Consider the following 20,068-nt stretch of genomic DNA (forward strand, 5'->3'; position numbering starts at 1 on the left):
ATAGTGACACAAAAGCTCCTGAAAGCGAATGTTGAAGAGATATTTGAATTAAATATGCTTCAACAGGGAATGTTACATCATTACCTGACCGCGCCAGACAGCAACGTATATGCGGTGCTGTTATCCCTGCGTATCGAGGGTGAATTGAACGTGGCCGTATTGGAAAAGGCGCTGAAGCTGGTACAAGCTAATAACGAAGTATTGCGTACCGTGTTTCGCTGGGAAGGACTGGAAAAACCGCTACAAGTGGTGCTTAAAGCAATTCCATTACCTGTTTCTTATCATACCGCAGCACCAACTGCGATAACATCTATCCTTGAGGAAGCACGTACTAGTAATTTTGATCTCACTGAACTGGCAGTAAGGGTTTCATTGATAGAATACGCCAACAGTACTTATCTGCTGAATATCGCTCATCATCATATTCTCTACGACGGCTGGAGCACGGGCGTTTTTCTGAAAGAATTATTCGGTAGCTATTACCAACTGCTTGCAGGCCAGCAGCCTGTGTTTGCACCAAAACCTACGTTGAAAGCCATCTGGCAGGCGAGGGGAAAGAATTCTTCTGAATCAGCTGATTTTTGGATAAACTACCTGAACGGCTACACGAACACTCCGTATTTTTTCAGTAGTAAGCCACTACAGCATGCGCCGGCAGCATTTGGCAAAGAGGCAGCTGTCATGCCATTGAAGCCAATAGATACATTTGCCAGAGAACATCAGGTGAGCAAGGCTGCCTTGCTTTATGCGGCATATGGCCTGCTATTGCAACAGTACAGCGCATCTGCTGATGTGATATTTGGAACGCCCTTTTCAGGCAGAGAGTCGGCCATGAATGGTATAGATCAGGTGATGGGAAATTTTGTCAATACAATTCCCATGCGATTGACAACCCGGGAAGGGCAGTCGTTATTGCAGCTTGTGCAGTCTGTGAATGAGCAGTTGTCAGACATCTCCCTACACGCAGCTACGCCCTACGCAGAGATAAGGCAATTACTGCATTTGAAACCTGCCGATAAATTATTTGATTCCATCATGGCGGTGGAAAATTATCCGTTAGATGAGGCATTGATGCAAAATGTCAACGGCCTGCAAGTGAGTCTGAACGCCGTGTTTGAACAAACGGATATTCCACTGGTTGTCACCTTTTTAATAAGAAAAGAAATTACTGTTGAACTGGTATATAATCAGGCGGTAATAGGAGAAGATTATGCACAACTCTTTGCCCGCCACCTGGTACAAATAATTCATATTATTTGTGCTAATTCTGAAAGGAAGGTAGAGGAGCTTTCCTTACTGGATGAGGCTTCGCAGCAATTGATAATACATACCTTCAATGATACCCGTACTGAATATCCTTCTGATAAGTCAGTACATGCGTTGTTTAGTGCCCAGGCTCTACTTACGCCTGAAGCTATTGCTTTAACTGCCGGGGATCGTAACCTGAGCTATCATGAACTGGAAATACAATCTGGCTGCCTGACGGCCTGTCTGCAACAATACCAGATCGCTGCCGGAGAGCCGGTAGCCATATTGGCAGATCGTTCAATAGAGGCTATCATAGCGATGTTGGGCATCCTGAAAGCTGGCGCTGTTTTCCTGCCATTGGATCCTACTTTTCCAGCGGAACGCATACATGCAATGCTGGCTGCCGCAAAGGTCCGACTGGTGCTGACACAGGCCGCACATGGCCACTTACTCCAGCCAGATATCCAACAGATAAATATTGCCACCGCAGCGGCAACTACGAATGCTCCCAATCCGGTCGCTGTAGCAGCTACTGATCCTGCTTATATCATGTATACCAGCGGCTCCACAGGGCAGCCCAAAGGTGTAGTTGTTACTCACCGGAATATAATACGATTGGTAAAAGGCAATCATTTCATTCCACTGGATAATACAGCGCGAATTTTACAGACAGGTGCACCTGCTTTTGATGCGATTACTTTTGAGATATGGGGTGCATTGTTAAATGGTGGTCATCTGTTTATCATTCCCAGAGAAGCTATACTGGATAATAACTTGCTGGGGCAAGCTATGTCGACCTACAGCATTAATAGGATGTGGCTGACCTCTGCCTTGTTAAATCAACATATACAATCTGATGTATCGATATTCGCACCTCTGAAATTCCTCGTGGCTGGCGGCGATGCATTAAAAGCACAATATATAAACCAACTCCGTCAGGCGCATCCTGCATTACAGGTCGTTAACGGTTACGGCCCTACGGAGAATACTACTTTCTCTGCCACCTATTCCATTCCTACATCTTCTAATCTGGAAAATATACCTATCGGCAAGCCTATCAGTAATTCCACCGCCTATGTATGCGGCACGACCGGAAACCTGCAACCAATAGGCGTGCCAGGAGAATTGTATGTGGGTGGCGATGGGGTGGCCGCTGGATATCTGCATGACCCGGAGCTAACAGCCATTAAGTTCGTAAATAATCCTTTGTTGCCTGGAGACAGACTCTATAGGACCGGCGATCTATGCCGCTGGCTGCCAGACGGGAATTTAATGTTTCTCGGTAGGATAGACACGCAGGTGAAAATCCGAGGTAACCGTGTAGAATTGGGAGAGATAGAACATGTATTACAGCAATTTGCTGGTATTCAGGAAACAGTGGTGGCAGTAAACGGAGAGGGAGATGAAAAATATATTGTTGCCTATTATGTTGCTCCGGCAGCCATCAACGCCGATGAACTGCAAGCATTCCTTGCTGAAAAGTTGCCAGAATATATGCAGCCAGCAGCCTATGTATACATGTCCCGACTTCCGCTGAATACCAATGGGAAAGTAGACCGGAAAGCATTGCCAGCAGCGCAGTTGATAGCGAATGGGGAGTATGTAGCCCCTGCAGATACTATTCAGGAAAAAATCCAGGAAATATGGGCAGAGTTGTTAAAAAAAGCATCAACAACGATAAGTATTGCAGAGAGTTTCTTTGATCTCGGCGGTCATTCGCTGAATGCTACCACATTAACACATCGCTTGTTCAAAGTATTTGGTGTAAAGATCACGATAAAAGACATTTTCCTTTATCCAACGATTGCTGGTTTGTCTGGCTTAATCAAAAACGCACAACAGGCGAAATATACGGTGATTGAAAAAGCAGAAGAAAAAACGTATTACCCGCTTTCTACAGCACAAAGGCGATTGTATGTTTTATATGAATTTGATAGAAATTCCCTTGCCTATAATATGTTTCAGGCCTTCCGGGTGGAAGGTGCAATAGATACGCAACGCCTTGAAAACGCCTTTCATGGGCTGTTACAACGACATGCTAGTTTACGTACATCCTTTACCGTAATAGACGGTATACCTTTTCAGAAAATTATACCAGTTTCTGGTTTTGCTATTACAATACATAATCCGCAGCCGGATATACAGGAGCTGATACAGAATTTCAGCCAGCCTTTTGACCTGGAAGCGGCCCCACTGATCAGAGTAGGGTTGATCACTACGGATACGCATACACACTACCTCCTGGTAGACATGCATCATATCATCAACGATGGCGTATCCTTGTCTGTGTTGGTTAATGACCTGATGCGTTTATATAATAATGAAGTATTGGCTCCTTTAAAGTTGCAATACCATGATTATGCTGTGTGGCAGCAGTCGCCGGAGCAGCAACAGTTTAGCGCTATGCAGCGCGACTTCTGGCTGAAAGAATATGAAACCTTACCAGCTCCTTTAACACTCCCTACTGATTTCCCTCGTCCGAGGATAAGGAGCCATCAGGGAGCGGTGGAAGTTTTTGAATTGAACAAGGAAACGACCATACATATAAAACACCTCGCTGAGCAGGAAGGTACTACTATATTCATGGTGCTTTTTGCTGCTTACAGTATATGGCTTAGTAAATTGTCGGGTCAGGAAGATGTGGTGGTTGGTACGCCGGTATCAGGTCGGGTACATGCCGACCTGGAAGGCATGATAGGCATGTTCGTAAATACATTGCCGTTGAGATGTCAGCCCAAAGGAGATCTGACTTTTGTTAGTTTCCTGGCTGCCGTAAAGCAACAGCTCCTGTCCTGTTTTGAACATCAGCAATACCAATACGAAGATCTAATTGAGCATTTGCGCCTGGACCGCGATACCAGCCGCAATCCGTTGTTTGACGTGTTGTTCTCCTTTGAAAACTTTGACGATACTACGCTGACTTTGCCAGGATTGACATTTACGCCACTGGAGCGTAAACAGGTAGTGGCCAAATTTGATATAACCTTGTCTGGTAAAGGATTTGGAGGTCATTTGGTGTTTGCATTGGAGTATAACCAGGATTTATTTACAATAACATCTATCAGACGATATATAGATTATTTTAAAAATCTTCTCACAGCAATTATTATTGCGCCCAATAACCTGTTGTCGGCATTTGATATGCTGTCCCTGGCACAAAGGGAAGAGCTGACGGCAACGTTCAATAATACTACCGTAGCATATCCCCGCAATAGTACCATCAGCGAGCTCTTTGCAGCGCAGGCACTACTTACGCCAAAACAGATTGCTATCACCGCAGGAGATACAGATCTCACCTATGAGGCATTAGATCAACGAGCCTCGCAGGTCGCAAGGGTGTTGAACACGTTTGCATTATCGCCCGCAGAGAGAGTGGGAATAGTAGGATTCAAATCTGCGCATAGCATTGTGGCCATCCTTGGCATTCTAAAGGCAGGTGGCGCCTATCTGATGCTGGACCCGGATTTCCCTGCGGACCGCGTAAAGGATATGCTACTGGGTGGAGATGCCCGCCTGGTGCTGACAGAAGACCCTGCGCATTTCCCATTGAAAGAAGGAGTAACCGTGCTGAATATAAATCAACTTCCTGCTGTTGAAGACGATGCACCATTGTTATCAGTAAGTTCTTCAGCGGAGAGCATTGCCTGCGTTTTGTATACCTCTGGTTCTACCGGCAAACCCAAAGGGGTGGCCATCAGCAACCGCAATATTATACGTATGGTGAAGCATGCAGCGCATTTACCGTTTGGTAATAAGTTACGTATCCTGCATGCGGCTGCTCCTACCTTTGACTTAATTAATTTAGAGATATGGGGCGCATTGCTGAATGGTGGCAGATTGTATCCTGTACCTAAAGATATAGTGCTGGATACTTACCTGCTAGGACAAGTACTGCATCAACAGCAGATCCAGTTTATGTGGATGACTTCCTCGCTCTTTAACCAGCATATGCAGGTAGATCCAGGGATATTCTCATCGCTGGAATGCCTGACAGTAGGTGGAGATGTGGTTAATCCGGTATCGGTAAATGAAGTGAGGCGATTACATCCTGCATTGAAAGTTATTAACGGTTACGGGCCTACGGAGAATGGTATTTTTTCTACCACCTTCCCGATATTGCAGGATTACCGTTTTACCGTGCCGATTGGCAGGCCGGTAAATAACTCTACTGTTTATATACTTAGCCGCTATGGCGGGTTACAGGGAATTGGTATCCCTGGTGATATTTATGTAGGTGGTGATGGCGTTGCCATCGGCTATTTGAATGATGTACAGCTGACCCGTGAGAAATTTATCGACCATCCCTTTGTACCTGGACAACGGCTGTACAAAACCGGTGATATGGGTTACTGGCGCACGGATGGAAATATCCTGTTTTTGGGTCGTACAGATACACAGGTAAAGATTCGTGGTAACAGGGTTGAATTGGGAGAGATAGAAGAGGTATTGCAAAAATACCAGGGCATGAAGCATGCCATTGTACAATGCCGTGAAAAAGACGGTAGCAAATACCTGGCTGCTTATTACGTCAGCGACAGTGAATTGGATAGTGTTTTATTACAGGCTTATTTATCTGAAAGACTCCCAGACTATATGGTGCCGGCAGTTTTCCTGCGACTGCAACAGATTCCATTATTGCCAAGTGGTAAAGCGAATCTGAATGCTTTGCCAGAGCCGGTGCTGAAAAACAGTTCATACCAGGCGCCTGTTTCCGAAGAAGAGATTTTATTGGCAGCAATATGGGCAAAGGTCTTGGGCATCTCTCAGGTGGGCGCAACAGATAACTTTTTCTCCCTTGGTGGAGATTCTATTAAATCCATTCAGATTATCTCGAAAGTTCGAGCAGCGGGATATGAATTATCGATGAAAGATATTTTTGCCAACCAGATGATTGTTAGTCTGGCTAAATGTCTGAAAATAATTCGTGTACACACCCTGCAGGAAACGGTAATGGGAACGTCTGTATTAACGCCCGTACAACGTTATTTCCTGGAGGCCCCCGCTAAAGCTGAGCACCACTTCAATCAGGCCGTAATGCTTCATTTTTCGCTAGGTATTAGCACGGAAGAGGTGTCACAGATTTTTACTTTTCTGCAACAACATCACGATGCATTACGAATCGTGTTGAAGAATACTCCCGAAGGCTTCCGGCTGGATAATATGTCTGCGGATCTTCCCGTATCACTGACTGCCTATGAGGCATACGACGAAGCCACGTGTACCACGCTGCAAGGTAGCATAGATCTGCATAACGGCCCACTCATGAAACTCGGGTTGTTTCAGGGAGCAGATGGAAGCCACCTGCTTATAGCTGTTCATCACCTGGTGATTGATGGCATTTCCTGGCGCATCTTGTTGGAAGATCTAACTACATTATTTCATCAGTTAAAACAAAAACAAAACTTCTCTTTGCCCAGCAAAACGATGCCTTTCCTTTCCTGGGCAATGAATTTGAAAAAGTATATGGAAACGCCTGCCTATAGCAAAGGGCGTCAATATTGGCAGGAGCAGGGCAGGAAAGGACTTCAGGGAGATGTTACGCGCGATGTATTCACAGGCAGCAACCGTGGAGATGAGATGCAAACCGTACGATTTACGCTAAATGAGAATCGTACGAAGGAGTTGTTAAGGCAAGGGCCTGATACTTTTCGTACGTCCGTGGAAGAGATGCTGCTGGCGGCCTTTATAACAGCGGTTTCGCAATACTATGGTCAGCAACAGGTTAGTATAGATCTTGAAGGTCATGGAAGAGAGGAGTTGATGGAAGGGCTGGATGTAAGTCGCACCATTGGCTGGTTTACAAGTATTTATCCGGTAATGCTGGAACTCAAAGGCAGTACCTGGAGCGATAGATTACGTCATGTGAAAGAAACGTTGCGCAACATCCCTAATAAAGGCATCGACTATCTGCTCTGCAAATACTATGATACGAATGGTGTTGTTGGAGATAACTCCCGCATCAGCTTTAACTATCTCGGACAATTTGAAAGTAATTATAAACGCTCGGCTTTTTCTACCGGGATGACAGTCAATCCGCAGGCGACACGTGCATATGACTGGGATGTGGTGGGGATGATAGTCGACAATCAGCTCGAAATTAGTATGGCATATAGTGGCGCCCAATACCAGAAAGATACAATGCTGGCGCTGCTGCAACTATATGAATCCAGTCTTTTATCATTGATCAGCTATTGCCTTGATAAAGCACATACTGCTTTGAGTCCATCTGATCTTACGGGCAATAATATTTCCATGGATACACTGGATGCACTGCAAGCCCAGTACCGTTTGCAGGACATATATCCATTGTCGCCGATGCAGGAAGGAATGTTGTTTCACACCTTACACGATGGAAAAAATGATCCATATTTTGAACAGATCAGCTACCTACGGCAAGGCCACCAAGATGTCGGGGCGCTTGCACAAACCATAAAAGCATTAGTTGACCGCTATGATATGTTGCGCACAGTTTTCCTGCATGAAGGCTATGACCGTGCCTTGCAGCTGGTATTGAAAGATAGGGAGGCAGACTTTTCTTTTCTGGATTTACAGGAAATATGTGCGGAGGAAGGAGAGCAGACCGTTATTGCGCGTTGTCAGGAAGAGGATAGAGAACGAAAATTTGTGTTAGACAAGGATGCCTTGTTACGATTAACTGTGGTGCAGGTAGGAGCCGCTCGATACCGGTTTATCTGGAGTTTCCACCATATCCTGATGGATGGCTGGTGTATGGGTTTGTTGATCCATGATTTCAATGAACTGTATGAAGCGGCGGCACATGGTCGCAATCCACAGCTGGAGCCTGTGCGCCCATATTCAAACTATATCAGATGGTTGGAACAACGTGATCCGCAGGAAGGACTGACATACTGGGAACAGTATTTACAAGGTTATGATTTACCTGCTGGCTTGCCTAAGCGTAATACATTGACAGAACAAACGGCTTTTCAACCCGCGTCGAGTCTGTTGAAGCTTTCACCGGAACAAGGTGCTTTACTAAATGAGGTGTCTGTGAAATTTGGTGTGAGCGTGTATACGGTATTTCAATGTATCTGGGGATTATTACTGCAACGCTATAACGACCGGGAGGATGTAGTGTTTGGCTCGGTGGTATCCGGGCGGCCGGTGGAAGTGGAAGGCGTAGAATCTATGCTGGGATTGTTTATCAATACAGTGCCCGTGCGTATCCGTACTGTCGGAAATGAGCGTATAGGCGAGCTATTCCAGCGTATCCAGCAGGAGCTGCTGGATAGTGAAGCGTATCATTACAATTTGTTGCCGGATATCCAGAGCCGCAGTGAGGTAGGGCGCCAGCTATTGGACCATATCCTGATTTATGAGAACTATCCAATCTCTGAAGGAATGGGTGGCCATATAAGTGAGATGGAAGTGGTGGAACGAACCAATTATGATTTATCGATTGTAATTGTGCCAGGCCATCATTTTATTATACGATTCGATTATAACAGTGAACGATACAGTAGCCGGATAATCAGCCAGGTGATGAAACACCTGGAACAGCTGGTGACACTCGTCGCCGGCAACCCAGATCGATTGGTGGAAGAGGTTGCGATTTCGTGTAGCCAGGAGGGTTATAACGATACCACCGTAGCATTTGCACAAGATCTTTCGGTGATAAGCCTTTTCGAACAACAGGTGACAAAAACACCGGATGCAATCGCGCTGGAACATGCAGGAGAGAAAATAAGCTATGTGCAACTGGATCGCATGTCAACAGACCTGGCCGCCTATCTGGTGTCGCAAGGCATAGGAGCGGGCGATTTCGTCGGCGTACTGCTGGACCGTGAGCCTGGCTTTGTTTACAGCGTATTAGCGATCTTGAAAACAGGTGCTGCCTATATCCCCGTAGATACAATTTATCCTGCCGCACGGATAGCGGGCATCTTTGGTGATGCTGGCGTAAAGGCGGTTATAACACGAAGTGAATATAGTAGCCAGTGTAGCGGGTTTCAAGCGATTTGTTTAGATGAATTAGCAGATTTACCTAAAGCGGCGCCGTTGCCGGCTATCACAGGAACTAACGGTATAGCCTATATGATTTACACCTCAGGTAGTACCGGTACACCAAAAGGAGTAATGATTTCCCACCGGTCGCTAACACATTATATACAATGGGCATCTACCTTATATCTAAATAATACAAAACCTGTATTTGCCTTATATACTTCTGTAGCCTTTGACCTGACTATCACCAGCCTGTTTACCCCATTAATTACTGGTGGCAGATTGCTGTTGTACAGTGGCCATGACAGCCTTTTGCTGGAGGAGGTCATAAAAGATAACCGTAGTACGGTGCTGAAGATGACGCCCTCTCATCTGAAGTTATTATCAGAAATGCAGCTGCCAGTATCGCCGGTACTACAAACGCTGATAGTAGGAGGAGAGCAGCTGGAAAGTCGCGTGGCAGCCGCCGTGCAACGACTGTATCCAGCGGTGGCTATCTATAACGAATACGGCCCTACGGAGGCAACAGTAGGCTGTATGCATTACCGCTATAATCCTTCGGATCCTTTAGTGAATGTACCCATTGGTTACCCGGCGAGCAATACACAGATTTATCTGCTCGATGGCTACCATCGCCCTGTTCCGGAAGGCGCTACCGGCGAACTATACATTGCCGGCGAAGGTCTTGCTCAGGGCTATTATGGCCGTTCCGCGCTGACCAATGAAGTGTTTGTGCCCAATCCATTTGTACCTGGCACACTGATGTATCGCAGTAAGGACACCGCCATCTATGATGCTGCCTATGGACTCCTGTTTACCGGCCGCCGGGATAGTCAGCTAAAAGTGCGAGGCTATCGTATAGAGCCAGGAGAGATAGTACATCATGTTTGTATGCAGCCAGGCATTAAAGAGGCCGCAGTATTGCAAAAGAACGGACAGCTCGTATGCTACTATGTAACTGATGAAACGCAAGACAGTAGCGCCTTACAAAGTGCCTTGCAAACCCGCTTGCCTGCGTATATGGTGCCATCTTACTATATCCATATCAGCAGCCTTCCATTGACCAGCAACGGCAAACTGGACGAAAGCAAGCTGCCAGACCCAGCACTGGGCACAGCAGGATATGAAGCGCCAGTTAGTGATGCCGCCATACAATTGGCAGGCCTCTGGGCGGAAGTATTGCATATAACAGCCGCTGAGATCAGCGCTACCGCCAGTTTCTTCGGGCTTGGTGGACATTCTGTCAAGGCAATGCGCCTGAAAAACCTTGTGCGTAAGCACTTCGGTTGCAGTCTGGAACTGCGTGATATTTTTACTTATGCCACCTTAAATCAAATGGCAGGACTTATTGAAAAGAGGCAGCCTGCGGTACATCTTGAATTAGTAAAAGCCGGACAGCTTGCCGCTTACATCGCATCGCCTGCCCAGGAAAGAATGTATTACCAGCAAATGCTGAACAAGGATAACCTGGGTTTTAATATAGCCGCTGCATTTAGGTTAACAAGCACAGTAATACACGAAAAACTACACATAGCATTTGCTCAGCTGATACAACGCCATACCAGTCTGCGTACTTATTTCGAACTCACAGAACAAGGTCTGGTGCAGAAAGTAATGGAACAAGTACCTGCTGAAATATATTTCACAGCGCATGTAAATGCGCATTCATTTGAAGAAGTATGGCAACAGTTTATTCAACCATTTGATCTTGGAATGGCGCCACTGATGCGTTATGCAGTGTGGAAGGATTATTTGTTAATAGATATTCATCATATTATTTGCGATGGCATTTCTCTAAATATTCTCATCGGCGATCTTAGGGATATTTACCAGCAGAAGCAATTGCCCCCAGTAGCATATACTTACCTGGACTATGCCGTCCATCTGGCTACCAGAAAGGATATTGGCGATAGGGATCTGGCCTATTGGCGTCAGCAGTTATCAGGGGAGCTACCACGCCTGGACCTACCGGTAATGCAAGAACGAAATTTTCCGGCGATTCATCCGGCTGCTGTTCAAACATTGGAAATACAAGGGGTACTGTATCAGCAGCTGCAACAATTTGTAGCCTCGGCGGATACTTCCACCTATGTGCTGTTACTATCTGCATACTATATTTTATTACATAAAATAGGCGGTAATAAAAACCTTATCGTGGGTATTGATGCAGCCGGCAGAAGCCATGAGGCCCTGCAAGAAGTAGTTGGCACCTTTGTGAATATTCTGCCATTGAAGATGAGTATAGCGGAAGGCCTATCTGCTCAGCAATTTTTAACGGCTGTGAAAAGCTGTATGCTGGATGCTATTGATCATCAGGAATACCAATTTGATCAAATGCTGGCATTGGTAACAGAAGAGGATAGAGATGGGCGCAATGCCATTTTTGATGTGCATTTTGCTTTCGCCAATACACTGGACAGCGACCAGGAGCTACAAGCGCTGGGCTTTATACCTGTGCAAAGCCGTCAGCATGAAACTACCCAATACGAATTCAAAATAGAAGTCGCAGCGAAAACAACTGGTTTATCTGTTGGATTTATCTACAGTACACTACTGTATGAAGATAGTACTATGGAAGTTTTTGCAGCCTATTATCAAAATATTCTCACTGCAATCATACATAACAGCCAGGTGCTGATTGAGGATATACCGCTTGAAACACCAGTAAATGTATAACTACTTAAAGCTATTATTATATGTGTGGTATTTGTGGCTACGTAAGGTTTAAGGCGCATACAACCGGTTACGACGAACAGGTTGTAAAAGATATGAATGAACAGCTGTGGCATCGGGGGCCCGACAGCCAGTGCGTACACCAATTTGATAATGTGGCACTGGGGTTTAGTCGCCTGAGCATTATCGGCTTAAATAACGGTATGCAACCAATTTTTAATGAAGATGAAAGCATTGTATTGTTATGTAACGGAGAGATATTTAACTACATTGAACTGAGAGAAATGCTGCGTGGTAAAGGCCACCAATTCCGCACGGCATCAGATGTGGAAGTGATTATTCATTTGTATGAAGAGCAGGGCATGGACTTCCTGAATGAATTGAATGGTCAATTTGCCTTTGCCTTGTATGATAAGAAACAAAAAACATTATACTGTGCCCGTGATCAAATGGGTATCCTGCCTTTTTTCTATACCATACAGCAGGATACATTCATTTTTGGTTCAGAAATAAAAGCTATCCTGAAACATCCACTGGTAGTGGCTAGTATCGACCTGACCGGACTAGATCAGGTATTTACTTTCCCAGGGCTCATTAGCCCCAGAACGATGTTTAAAGATATTTATAGCCTCGAAAATGGCCATTATCTTAAAGTGGATCATGATGGCTTTATTACCAAAAAACAATACTGGGACCTTATATTTCCAGAAATTGAAACAGGTGTGCAGGAGAAACCTGCAGCTTATTACATCGATCAACTAGAATCTCTTTTTGAAAATGCGATCCGGTTAAGACTGCGGGCAGACGTGCCTTACGGTCTCTATCTCAGCGGAGGATTAGATTCTTCCATGATCGCCATGAAAGTGCATCAGCTGGACCCTACGGTATCCAAGCATGTATTCTCTATTGATTTTGTAGATTCAGGGCTCTCCGAAACCCTTTACCAGCAGCTGGTAGCAAAAGAAATGCGTGCGAGCATCAACAGAAAAACATTTTTCTTCGAAGATATCAGCGAGCGTTTGCCAAAAGCAGTATATCATGCTGAATGTCCGGTAAGAGAGTCTTACAATACAGCCTCTTTATCCCTTTCCTCGGCCGTCAGGAATAAAAATATCAAAGTGATTCTCTCCGGTGAAGGCGCCGATGAATTATTTGCAGGCTACATAGGATATCGCTTTGATAAGATCAGAGCCATGACAGGCCAGCATCAGGAGATAACCGCAACAGAAGCCGCCTGGCGGGAAAAAGTATGGGGAGATCCTCATTTCTTTTATGAGAATAATTTTGAAATGCTATGTGAGCAAAAACGAAAAATCTACTCACCTGATATTGCTGCGGTATATGATGATATCAACTGCCTCAATCATTTTGTAATCGATAAAAGCCGTATTGCCAATAGAGATACACTGAACAAAAGAGCCTATATCGATTATAAGCTGCGGCTGGTAGATCATCTTGTTTCAGATCATGGCGACCGCATGGCCATGGCCAATTCCGTGGAAGTGCGTTATCCTTTCCTGGATAAAGACTTTGTAACGTTTGCCGCCACTGTACCGCCAACATTGAAGCTGAACGAACTGGAAGAAAAGTATATACTCAAAAAAATGGGTAGCAGATTTACACCAAAAACGATCGTAGAAAGAGAAAAATTTGGATTTACCGCACCAGGCAGTCCCTACCTATTAAAGAGAAATATCGAATATATAAATGATACCCTGTCATCTTCCAGAATAAAGCAGCAGGGCATTTTTAACCCACAGCAAATTGAGGAGCTGAAAGCCTTGTATGCTACTGATGGATTTACCATCAATGCTCCTTTTGAAAATGATGTGCTGATGACAGTACTCACTTTCGGCATTCTGCTGGAGCAATATTTCAATTAATCATTTAGTCATCTCAGAAATATATAACCTATGGTCTTCCAGGAAGAACTGAACAGATGCTTAAAGAAATTTGGCAACGAAACAGCCATTCGTTGCGGAGATACAACTACCACCTACGCACAATTACAGGCCGATGCTAGTCGTATCACTGATTTTCTATTGAAAAAAAATCCTGGTAAAGGCGCTATGGTGGGCATCTACCTGGAAAATAAGACCGCACTGATAACAACCATTATTGGTGTACTTAATGCTGGTTGCGTATTTGTTCCGCTCGATTGTAAGCTCCCACAGCAAAGGCTGGACAGCATGATAGAGAAAATGGGATTACAATATTTTATCAGCGAGCGTATAAACGAAAAAGTAAAGCTCACGAATACTTATCTGTATGATGAAATGCTGGCTACCCCAGAAACGTTGGGTGGTCTCCGTTATCCTGTGTTCGATGCCGCTGACGACATCTACGTTTATTTTACGTCTGGTTCTACGGGCGTGCCTAAAGGTATTCTGGGAAGGAATGAAAGTCTGCTGCAGTTTATCCAATGGGAGATAGAAGAATTTGATATCAGGGAGGGTACTAAGGTAAGCCAGTTTATCAGCCCTTATTTCGATGCATTTCTGAGAGATATATTTGTGCCACTGCTGGCCGGCGGTACTATCTGTATTCCACCTGCTGATCAGACTTTTAATGATGCGGGAGCCATCACCAAATGGCTAAATGATCAGGATATCAACCTCGTACATTGTGTCCCTAGTTTGTTCCGGCTGATAAATCACGAAGGCCTGACGCCAGGTGATTATAGCCATTTACAATATGTGTTGTTGTCTGGAGAAAAAATCAATCCTGCCGACCTGAAGCCCTGGTACAGCACCTTTGGGGCGCGTATCGAACTAGTGAATTTCTATGGCCCTTCTGAAACCACTATGATCAGGACCTTTTACAGGATACAGCCAGGAGATGCTACGCAGCCCAGGATTCCTGTAGGACGGCCTATCCCCGGCACCAGGATACTGATTGCCAAGAAAGACCTTACCCCTGCTGAAAAACTGGTGCCTGGAGAACTATATATCATTTCTGACTATAGCTCCAACGGCTACCTCAACGAACCAACGTTAATGCAAGAACGATTTGTCACCATTCATGCCGGTACAAAAGATGAGGCAAAAGCCTTCAGAACGGGGGACATCGCCCGTATGCTAATCAACGGCAATATAGACCTTATCGGTAGGGAAGACAGACAGGTGAAGCTAAGAGGTGCCAGAATAGAGCTGGATGAGATTGAGAACGTGCTGCAAGGCATAGATTGCCTACGCCAGGCAGTTGTATTAAAACATCAGGATGAACATAACAATGAGCTATTAATCGCTTTCCTTATACGAAGAGCAGATGTAGCAGTTGAAGCAGATATCGCACAACGTTGTCGCAACTACCTCGAAGCGCGCTTGCCTGCCTACATGATCCCTGCGGATTTCCGTGAAGTGCAGGAATTTCCGCTGTTATCCAACGGAAAAATTAATTATAAAGAACTGCTGGCACAATTACCGCTGCATATCATTGTAGTACCTGAAAATGACATAGAACAGCGCCTGCTGGAGGTATGGCAAAACACGTTGGGTATAAAGGAAATATCTACAGAAGACAGCTTCTATAAAGTAGGTGGTAACTCCCTGAATACGATGAAGCTCATCGGCAGGATTCATAAAGAATTCAATGTCAGGATTTCCCTCAGTGAATTATTCAATCATCTTACCATAAAAAAACAGGGAAGGATTATCAGCAAGCTGCATAATGATAATCAGATGGTCATAGAAAAGGCAGTGGAAAATTCACACTATCCGCTTTCCGTAGTGCAGGAAAATATCTATTATAACTACCAGCTATACCCCTCTGGTACTGCGTTTAACCTACCTGTCGCCTGGAGGCTGAGTGCCGCCTTCGATAAAACGAAAATGGGCAGGGCTTTGAATGCACTTATCCAGCGGCATGAGAGCCTTCGCAGTAGTTTTAGTTTTGTAAATGATCAATTGGTCCAGCACATTGCAAACCAGGTAGAAATCGAGATAGCGGAGATACATACAACGGAAGTATTGCTGCTACAGCAAATACATGCTTTTGTACAGCCTTTTGATCTGAGCAAGCCAGGACTATTGCGTGCCACCATTATTCATACAGACACAAATACAGCTGTGCTGGTGGTAGATACTCATCATATCGTATGTGACGGCATTTCACAAGTGATATTATTTAGTGACCTGATGAAATTTTATAACGGCGAAGCGCTGGAACCGCTGTCCATACAATATAAAGACTATGCCACCTGGGAACAGCAGTTTAGGAAAACTGAGTTGTATATGTCGCAGCGGGAATTTTGGTTAAGTCAGTTTGAAGGTCAGATCCCGGTGATGGTATTTCCTGTGACCACTAGAAGAACAGATGTTGCAGAAGATGCTGGAGGTAATATCTTTTTTAAGATAGATACAGTAATTGCATCATCTTTTGCCCGCATGATAAAAGAGGAGGAGGTAACAATTTCATCTGGAATATTTGCGGCATACTTTGTATTTCTGGCGCTGCTCACAGGACAGGAAGATATTATAGTTGGTGTCAGTACTGCTGGCCGTTTGCAGCATGAGCTGGAACAGGTAGCAGGAATGTTTGTAAAAACACTGCCTGTGAGATATCCATTGGATACTGACCTTACTTTCAGAGCATTTATGAAATCGATGCATGGACATCTAGTGGAAGTAATCAGCAGACAGCAGTTTGACCTGTCTGATATTTTTAGTGAGTTGAATGCATCCCGGGGAACCAATGTCAGCGAGTTATTCAAAGCGGTTTTCGTTTACCAGGATTATGATAGCAACACTGCCACGGAAAGCACATTGCTGGCGCCTGTTGAATTAGGTAATGCTGCAGCGAAATATCCTGTTACATTGTTTGCTTCCGGACATGCAGATACTTTTACCTTCCGATTTGAATACCAGTCATCCTATTTCTCCGCTGCTGATGCGGCGGTGCTGGTACAAAGGTTTACGGACTTATTCCATGCTATTGCCCAAAATCCCGATATCAGCCTGTTATCACTGGCGGGCTACAATACCCTGCCAGACCGCATGATAAAGGATAAGATCATTCTCAACCTCTAGTAGCCTTCTATTTTATGAAACAGCAATCCACCCTGGACTTATCAGCACTTGACATAAATAGTAATATCCCAGCGAAGAATTATTGGAGAAACCGGTTATCGGATTTTCAGTTTGTGAATTATTTTAAAAGACTGGAGATTCCTGCCATGCAGCCTTCCGGCGCTTGGGAAAACTACGCTTTTACAGCTGACGAGGAAGTAAGGCAAGCCTTCAATGAACTGGCCGGCTCTGCTACCGCTAAGCATATTGTGCTGATGGCTGCCATTGGCGCGCTGCTGGGTAAGTGTACCGCTGTTACAGATGCCATGCTATTTACGCCTGTTTATAAAGATAGCGACCATAAAAACGCTTCAGCAGATATCATACCCTTTCGCCTACACGTAGCTGCTACCGCAACATTTGCGGAACTGATCACTGCAGTGAAAGACAATATTATCAAAGACCTGGCCTATAGTAATTATCCGCTGGAGAGAATTTTTGGTAAAGAGAAGAAGGCATTGCCGTTATCAGCTGCCATTAGTGTGCTGCTGGATGAAATACAGGATAGTACTGCATTTGATCAACTTTCAACTGGATTGCTGTTCAGTTTTAATACCCTTGAAGGGAAATTATATCTCGACATAAAATATAATAACAGTTTATATCTCCAGACATTTATACAAACAATTGGCCATCAGTTTTTCAACTTACTCGGAAAATTGTTGGCAAATAGAAAAATACCGCTGAATGACATAGCATTGCTTACACCCTCTGAGAAAGTATCCCAGGTGAATGAAGTCGTAAGCTTCCATCAACAGGGCCAATTGTTGGCATCTTATCACCAGGAGCGTATGTGGTTTATCGACTATTTCGAAGCTGGAGATTTGTATGAAGGAGGGCCTGTATACCATAACATTCCATTAATATTAAACCTGAACGGAAGGCTGGATATTCCCAGGTTGGAAGAAAGCGTTCGAACTTTGTTGGGCCGCTACGAGATATTGAGAACTGTAATCCTGAATGTGGATGATCACATTATTCAACAAATTGTCACAGATCCTGTATTTCAATTCCGTTTAATTTCAGCTGATAGTGAAGAGGAGCTGGTATCCGCCACCAGTACGGAAATTAATATACCTTTTAAACTAGATCAACTATTGCTAAGAGGTGTGTTGATAGACCAGGGAACGCATGCACACAGGATGGTACTGGTATTTCATCATGCAATAGCAGATCGTTATACGGTTAAGCAATTGACACAAGAACTCTTAGCCATATATGCCGGCGCCGATACAGCGCCAGCAAAAACAATCGTTCCATATCAGCAATTTTCAGGATGGCAGCGGGAACGCTTTGGTATCCTCGGCTTTCATCTGTACCCTTTTTGGGAGCGTACTTTGTCCGGTGGAAAGTTAAAAGCCCTGGAATTGCCCACAGACAGGCCAAGAGCAAAAATTCATATTTATAAAGCCGCAGTGGCAAACATTTCATTTCCAGCTGCGATAACAGCGAAACTGCTGAATTACCAGGCTACTACGGGCATGCATATACGCCTGCTACTTTTGACGGCATTTAAAGTATTGCTGCACAGATATGCGGGCCATGAAGAAATTGTTATTGGTACTTCTTCAGATAACAGGACCGCCGCCCTGGCAGGTATGATCGGCCCCGTGGCTAATCTGATCGTGATTAGAAGTTTTGTGCCGGAAAACAGTTCCTTTAAAGATTATTTACAGCGTATATCCGTCATTTATGAAGATGCGATGGCGCATGCCGAAATGCCATTTGATAAGCTGGTAGCGGATTTGGCGCCAGAAAAGGATATGGCCAGAACTGCGCTCTTTGATGTGCTTTTCCAATACGAAGAACTGAATAGTGATCTGCCATCCATAGATGCGCTGACGGTGACCACCGCGGAAACTAACCTGGGTTACGGAAAATACGATCTGAACCTCATGTTGCAGCTCAATGAAAACGAACTGCAAGGACAACTTGTATATAACGAAGCGTATCTGGACAGTGAAACGATAACAGCGTTACTGCGTAATTTTTATGAGTTAACCAATAATCTAATTACTTCTTCGGAGGAGCGCCTTTCCTCCATTCGCATGTTAGCAGCAAGCGAAGAAGCCACCTTACTGCAATCACTGGATAACAGTAAGGTCGGCTATCCTACAGCTGCCACTGTTCATCAGCTGTTTGAACACCAGGCTTTGTTACATCCGGAAAAGATAGCCCTGGTGTTCAATGACCAGCGCATGAGTTATGGTGAATTACATACTGCCAGTAATAATGTAGCTGCCTATTTACGCCAGCAAGGCGTGAAACCCGGTGTTATCGTAGGTTTGATGATGGACCGCGGTATGGAAGTGGTGATTGGCATGTTGGGTATTCTAAAAGCCGGTGGTGCTTACCTACCCATAGATGTGGAATATCCTGCATCGCGTAAATCGTATATGATCAGTGACAGTGGTACTCCATTTTTACTGAGCACCAAAGTGGTGGCTGATGCAAGGGAATATGAAGTGCCGGTGCATTTCATAGAAGATGGTATCGCCTTTAAGGGAGAATGGTTACCTGAGATCAGCGCTACGCCAGCAGATCTTTGTTATATTATCTATACCTCTGGTACTACCGGCAATCCCAAAGGCGTGATGGTGGGGCATAGCCAGGTAGTTCGTTTATTCTTCAACGATAGTTTCCAGTTTGATTTTAATGAGCATGATGTCTGGACGATGTTCCATAGCCATTGTTTTGATTTTAGTGTATGGGAGATGTATGGAGCGTTGTTGTATGGTGGGAGATTAGTGATCATCCCGCGTATGATCGCCCGTGATACCAGTGCTTATGTTTCAGTATTGGAGAAAGAAGGTGTGACAGTGCTTAACCAGACGCCTGGATCTTTTTATCAGGTAAGTGCCATAGCGCTGGCAACGCGTAGCCGCCTGGCATTGCGTTATGTGATCTTTGGCGGAGAGGCGCTGGTGCCTTCCATGTTGCGTAGTTTCCATAAAACATATCCACAAGTAAAGCTGATCAATATGTTCGGCATCACAGAAACGACGGTGCATGTTACTTACAAAGAATTACTATCAGCAGATCTTGAACAGGAAGTAAGCAATATTGGTAAACCGATACCAACATTGTCTGTATATATTTTAGATGAACAACTTCGT

At 44.7% G+C, this 20,068-nt stretch carries 4 protein-coding genes; all 4 read left to right on the forward strand.

The window, feature by feature from the left end; translation table 11 throughout:
* The first annotated feature begins 3 nt into the window (after positions 1 to 3).
* A complete protein-coding gene (locus ACE38W_RS16900) occupies positions 4 to 11,889 on the forward strand; it encodes an amino acid adenylation domain-containing protein (protein WP_375832431.1) in 11,886 nt (3,961 codons plus the stop codon).
* Positions 11,890 to 11,909: 20 nt separating this feature from the next.
* A complete protein-coding gene (asnB, locus tag ACE38W_RS16905) occupies positions 11,910 to 13,769 on the forward strand; it encodes an asparagine synthase (glutamine-hydrolyzing) (RefSeq protein WP_375832432.1) in 1,860 nt (619 codons plus the stop codon).
* Positions 13,770 to 13,799: 30 nt separating this feature from the next.
* Entirely contained in the window at positions 13,800 to 16,913 is a 3,114-nt protein-coding gene (locus ACE38W_RS16910) for an amino acid adenylation domain-containing protein (RefSeq protein ID WP_375832433.1), read from the forward strand.
* Positions 16,914 to 16,927: 14 nt separating this feature from the next.
* On the forward strand, positions 16,928 to 20,068 hold a 3,141-nt coding region (locus ACE38W_RS16915), incomplete at its 3' end, for a condensation domain-containing protein (protein WP_375832434.1).

This window comes from Chitinophaga sp. Hz27, from assembly GCF_042263525.1.
Classification (GTDB): Bacteria; Bacteroidota; Bacteroidia; order Chitinophagales; family Chitinophagaceae; genus Chitinophaga.

Excerpts from the sequence above, each read along its gene's own strand:
- asnB (WP_375832432.1), top strand. The coding sequence starts at position 11,910 with ATGTGTGGTATTTGTGGCTACGTAAGGTTTAAGGCGCATACAACCGGT.
- ACE38W_RS16910 (WP_375832433.1), top strand. The coding sequence starts at position 13,800 with ATGGTCTTCCAGGAAGAACTGAACAGATGCTTAAAGAAATTTGGCAAC.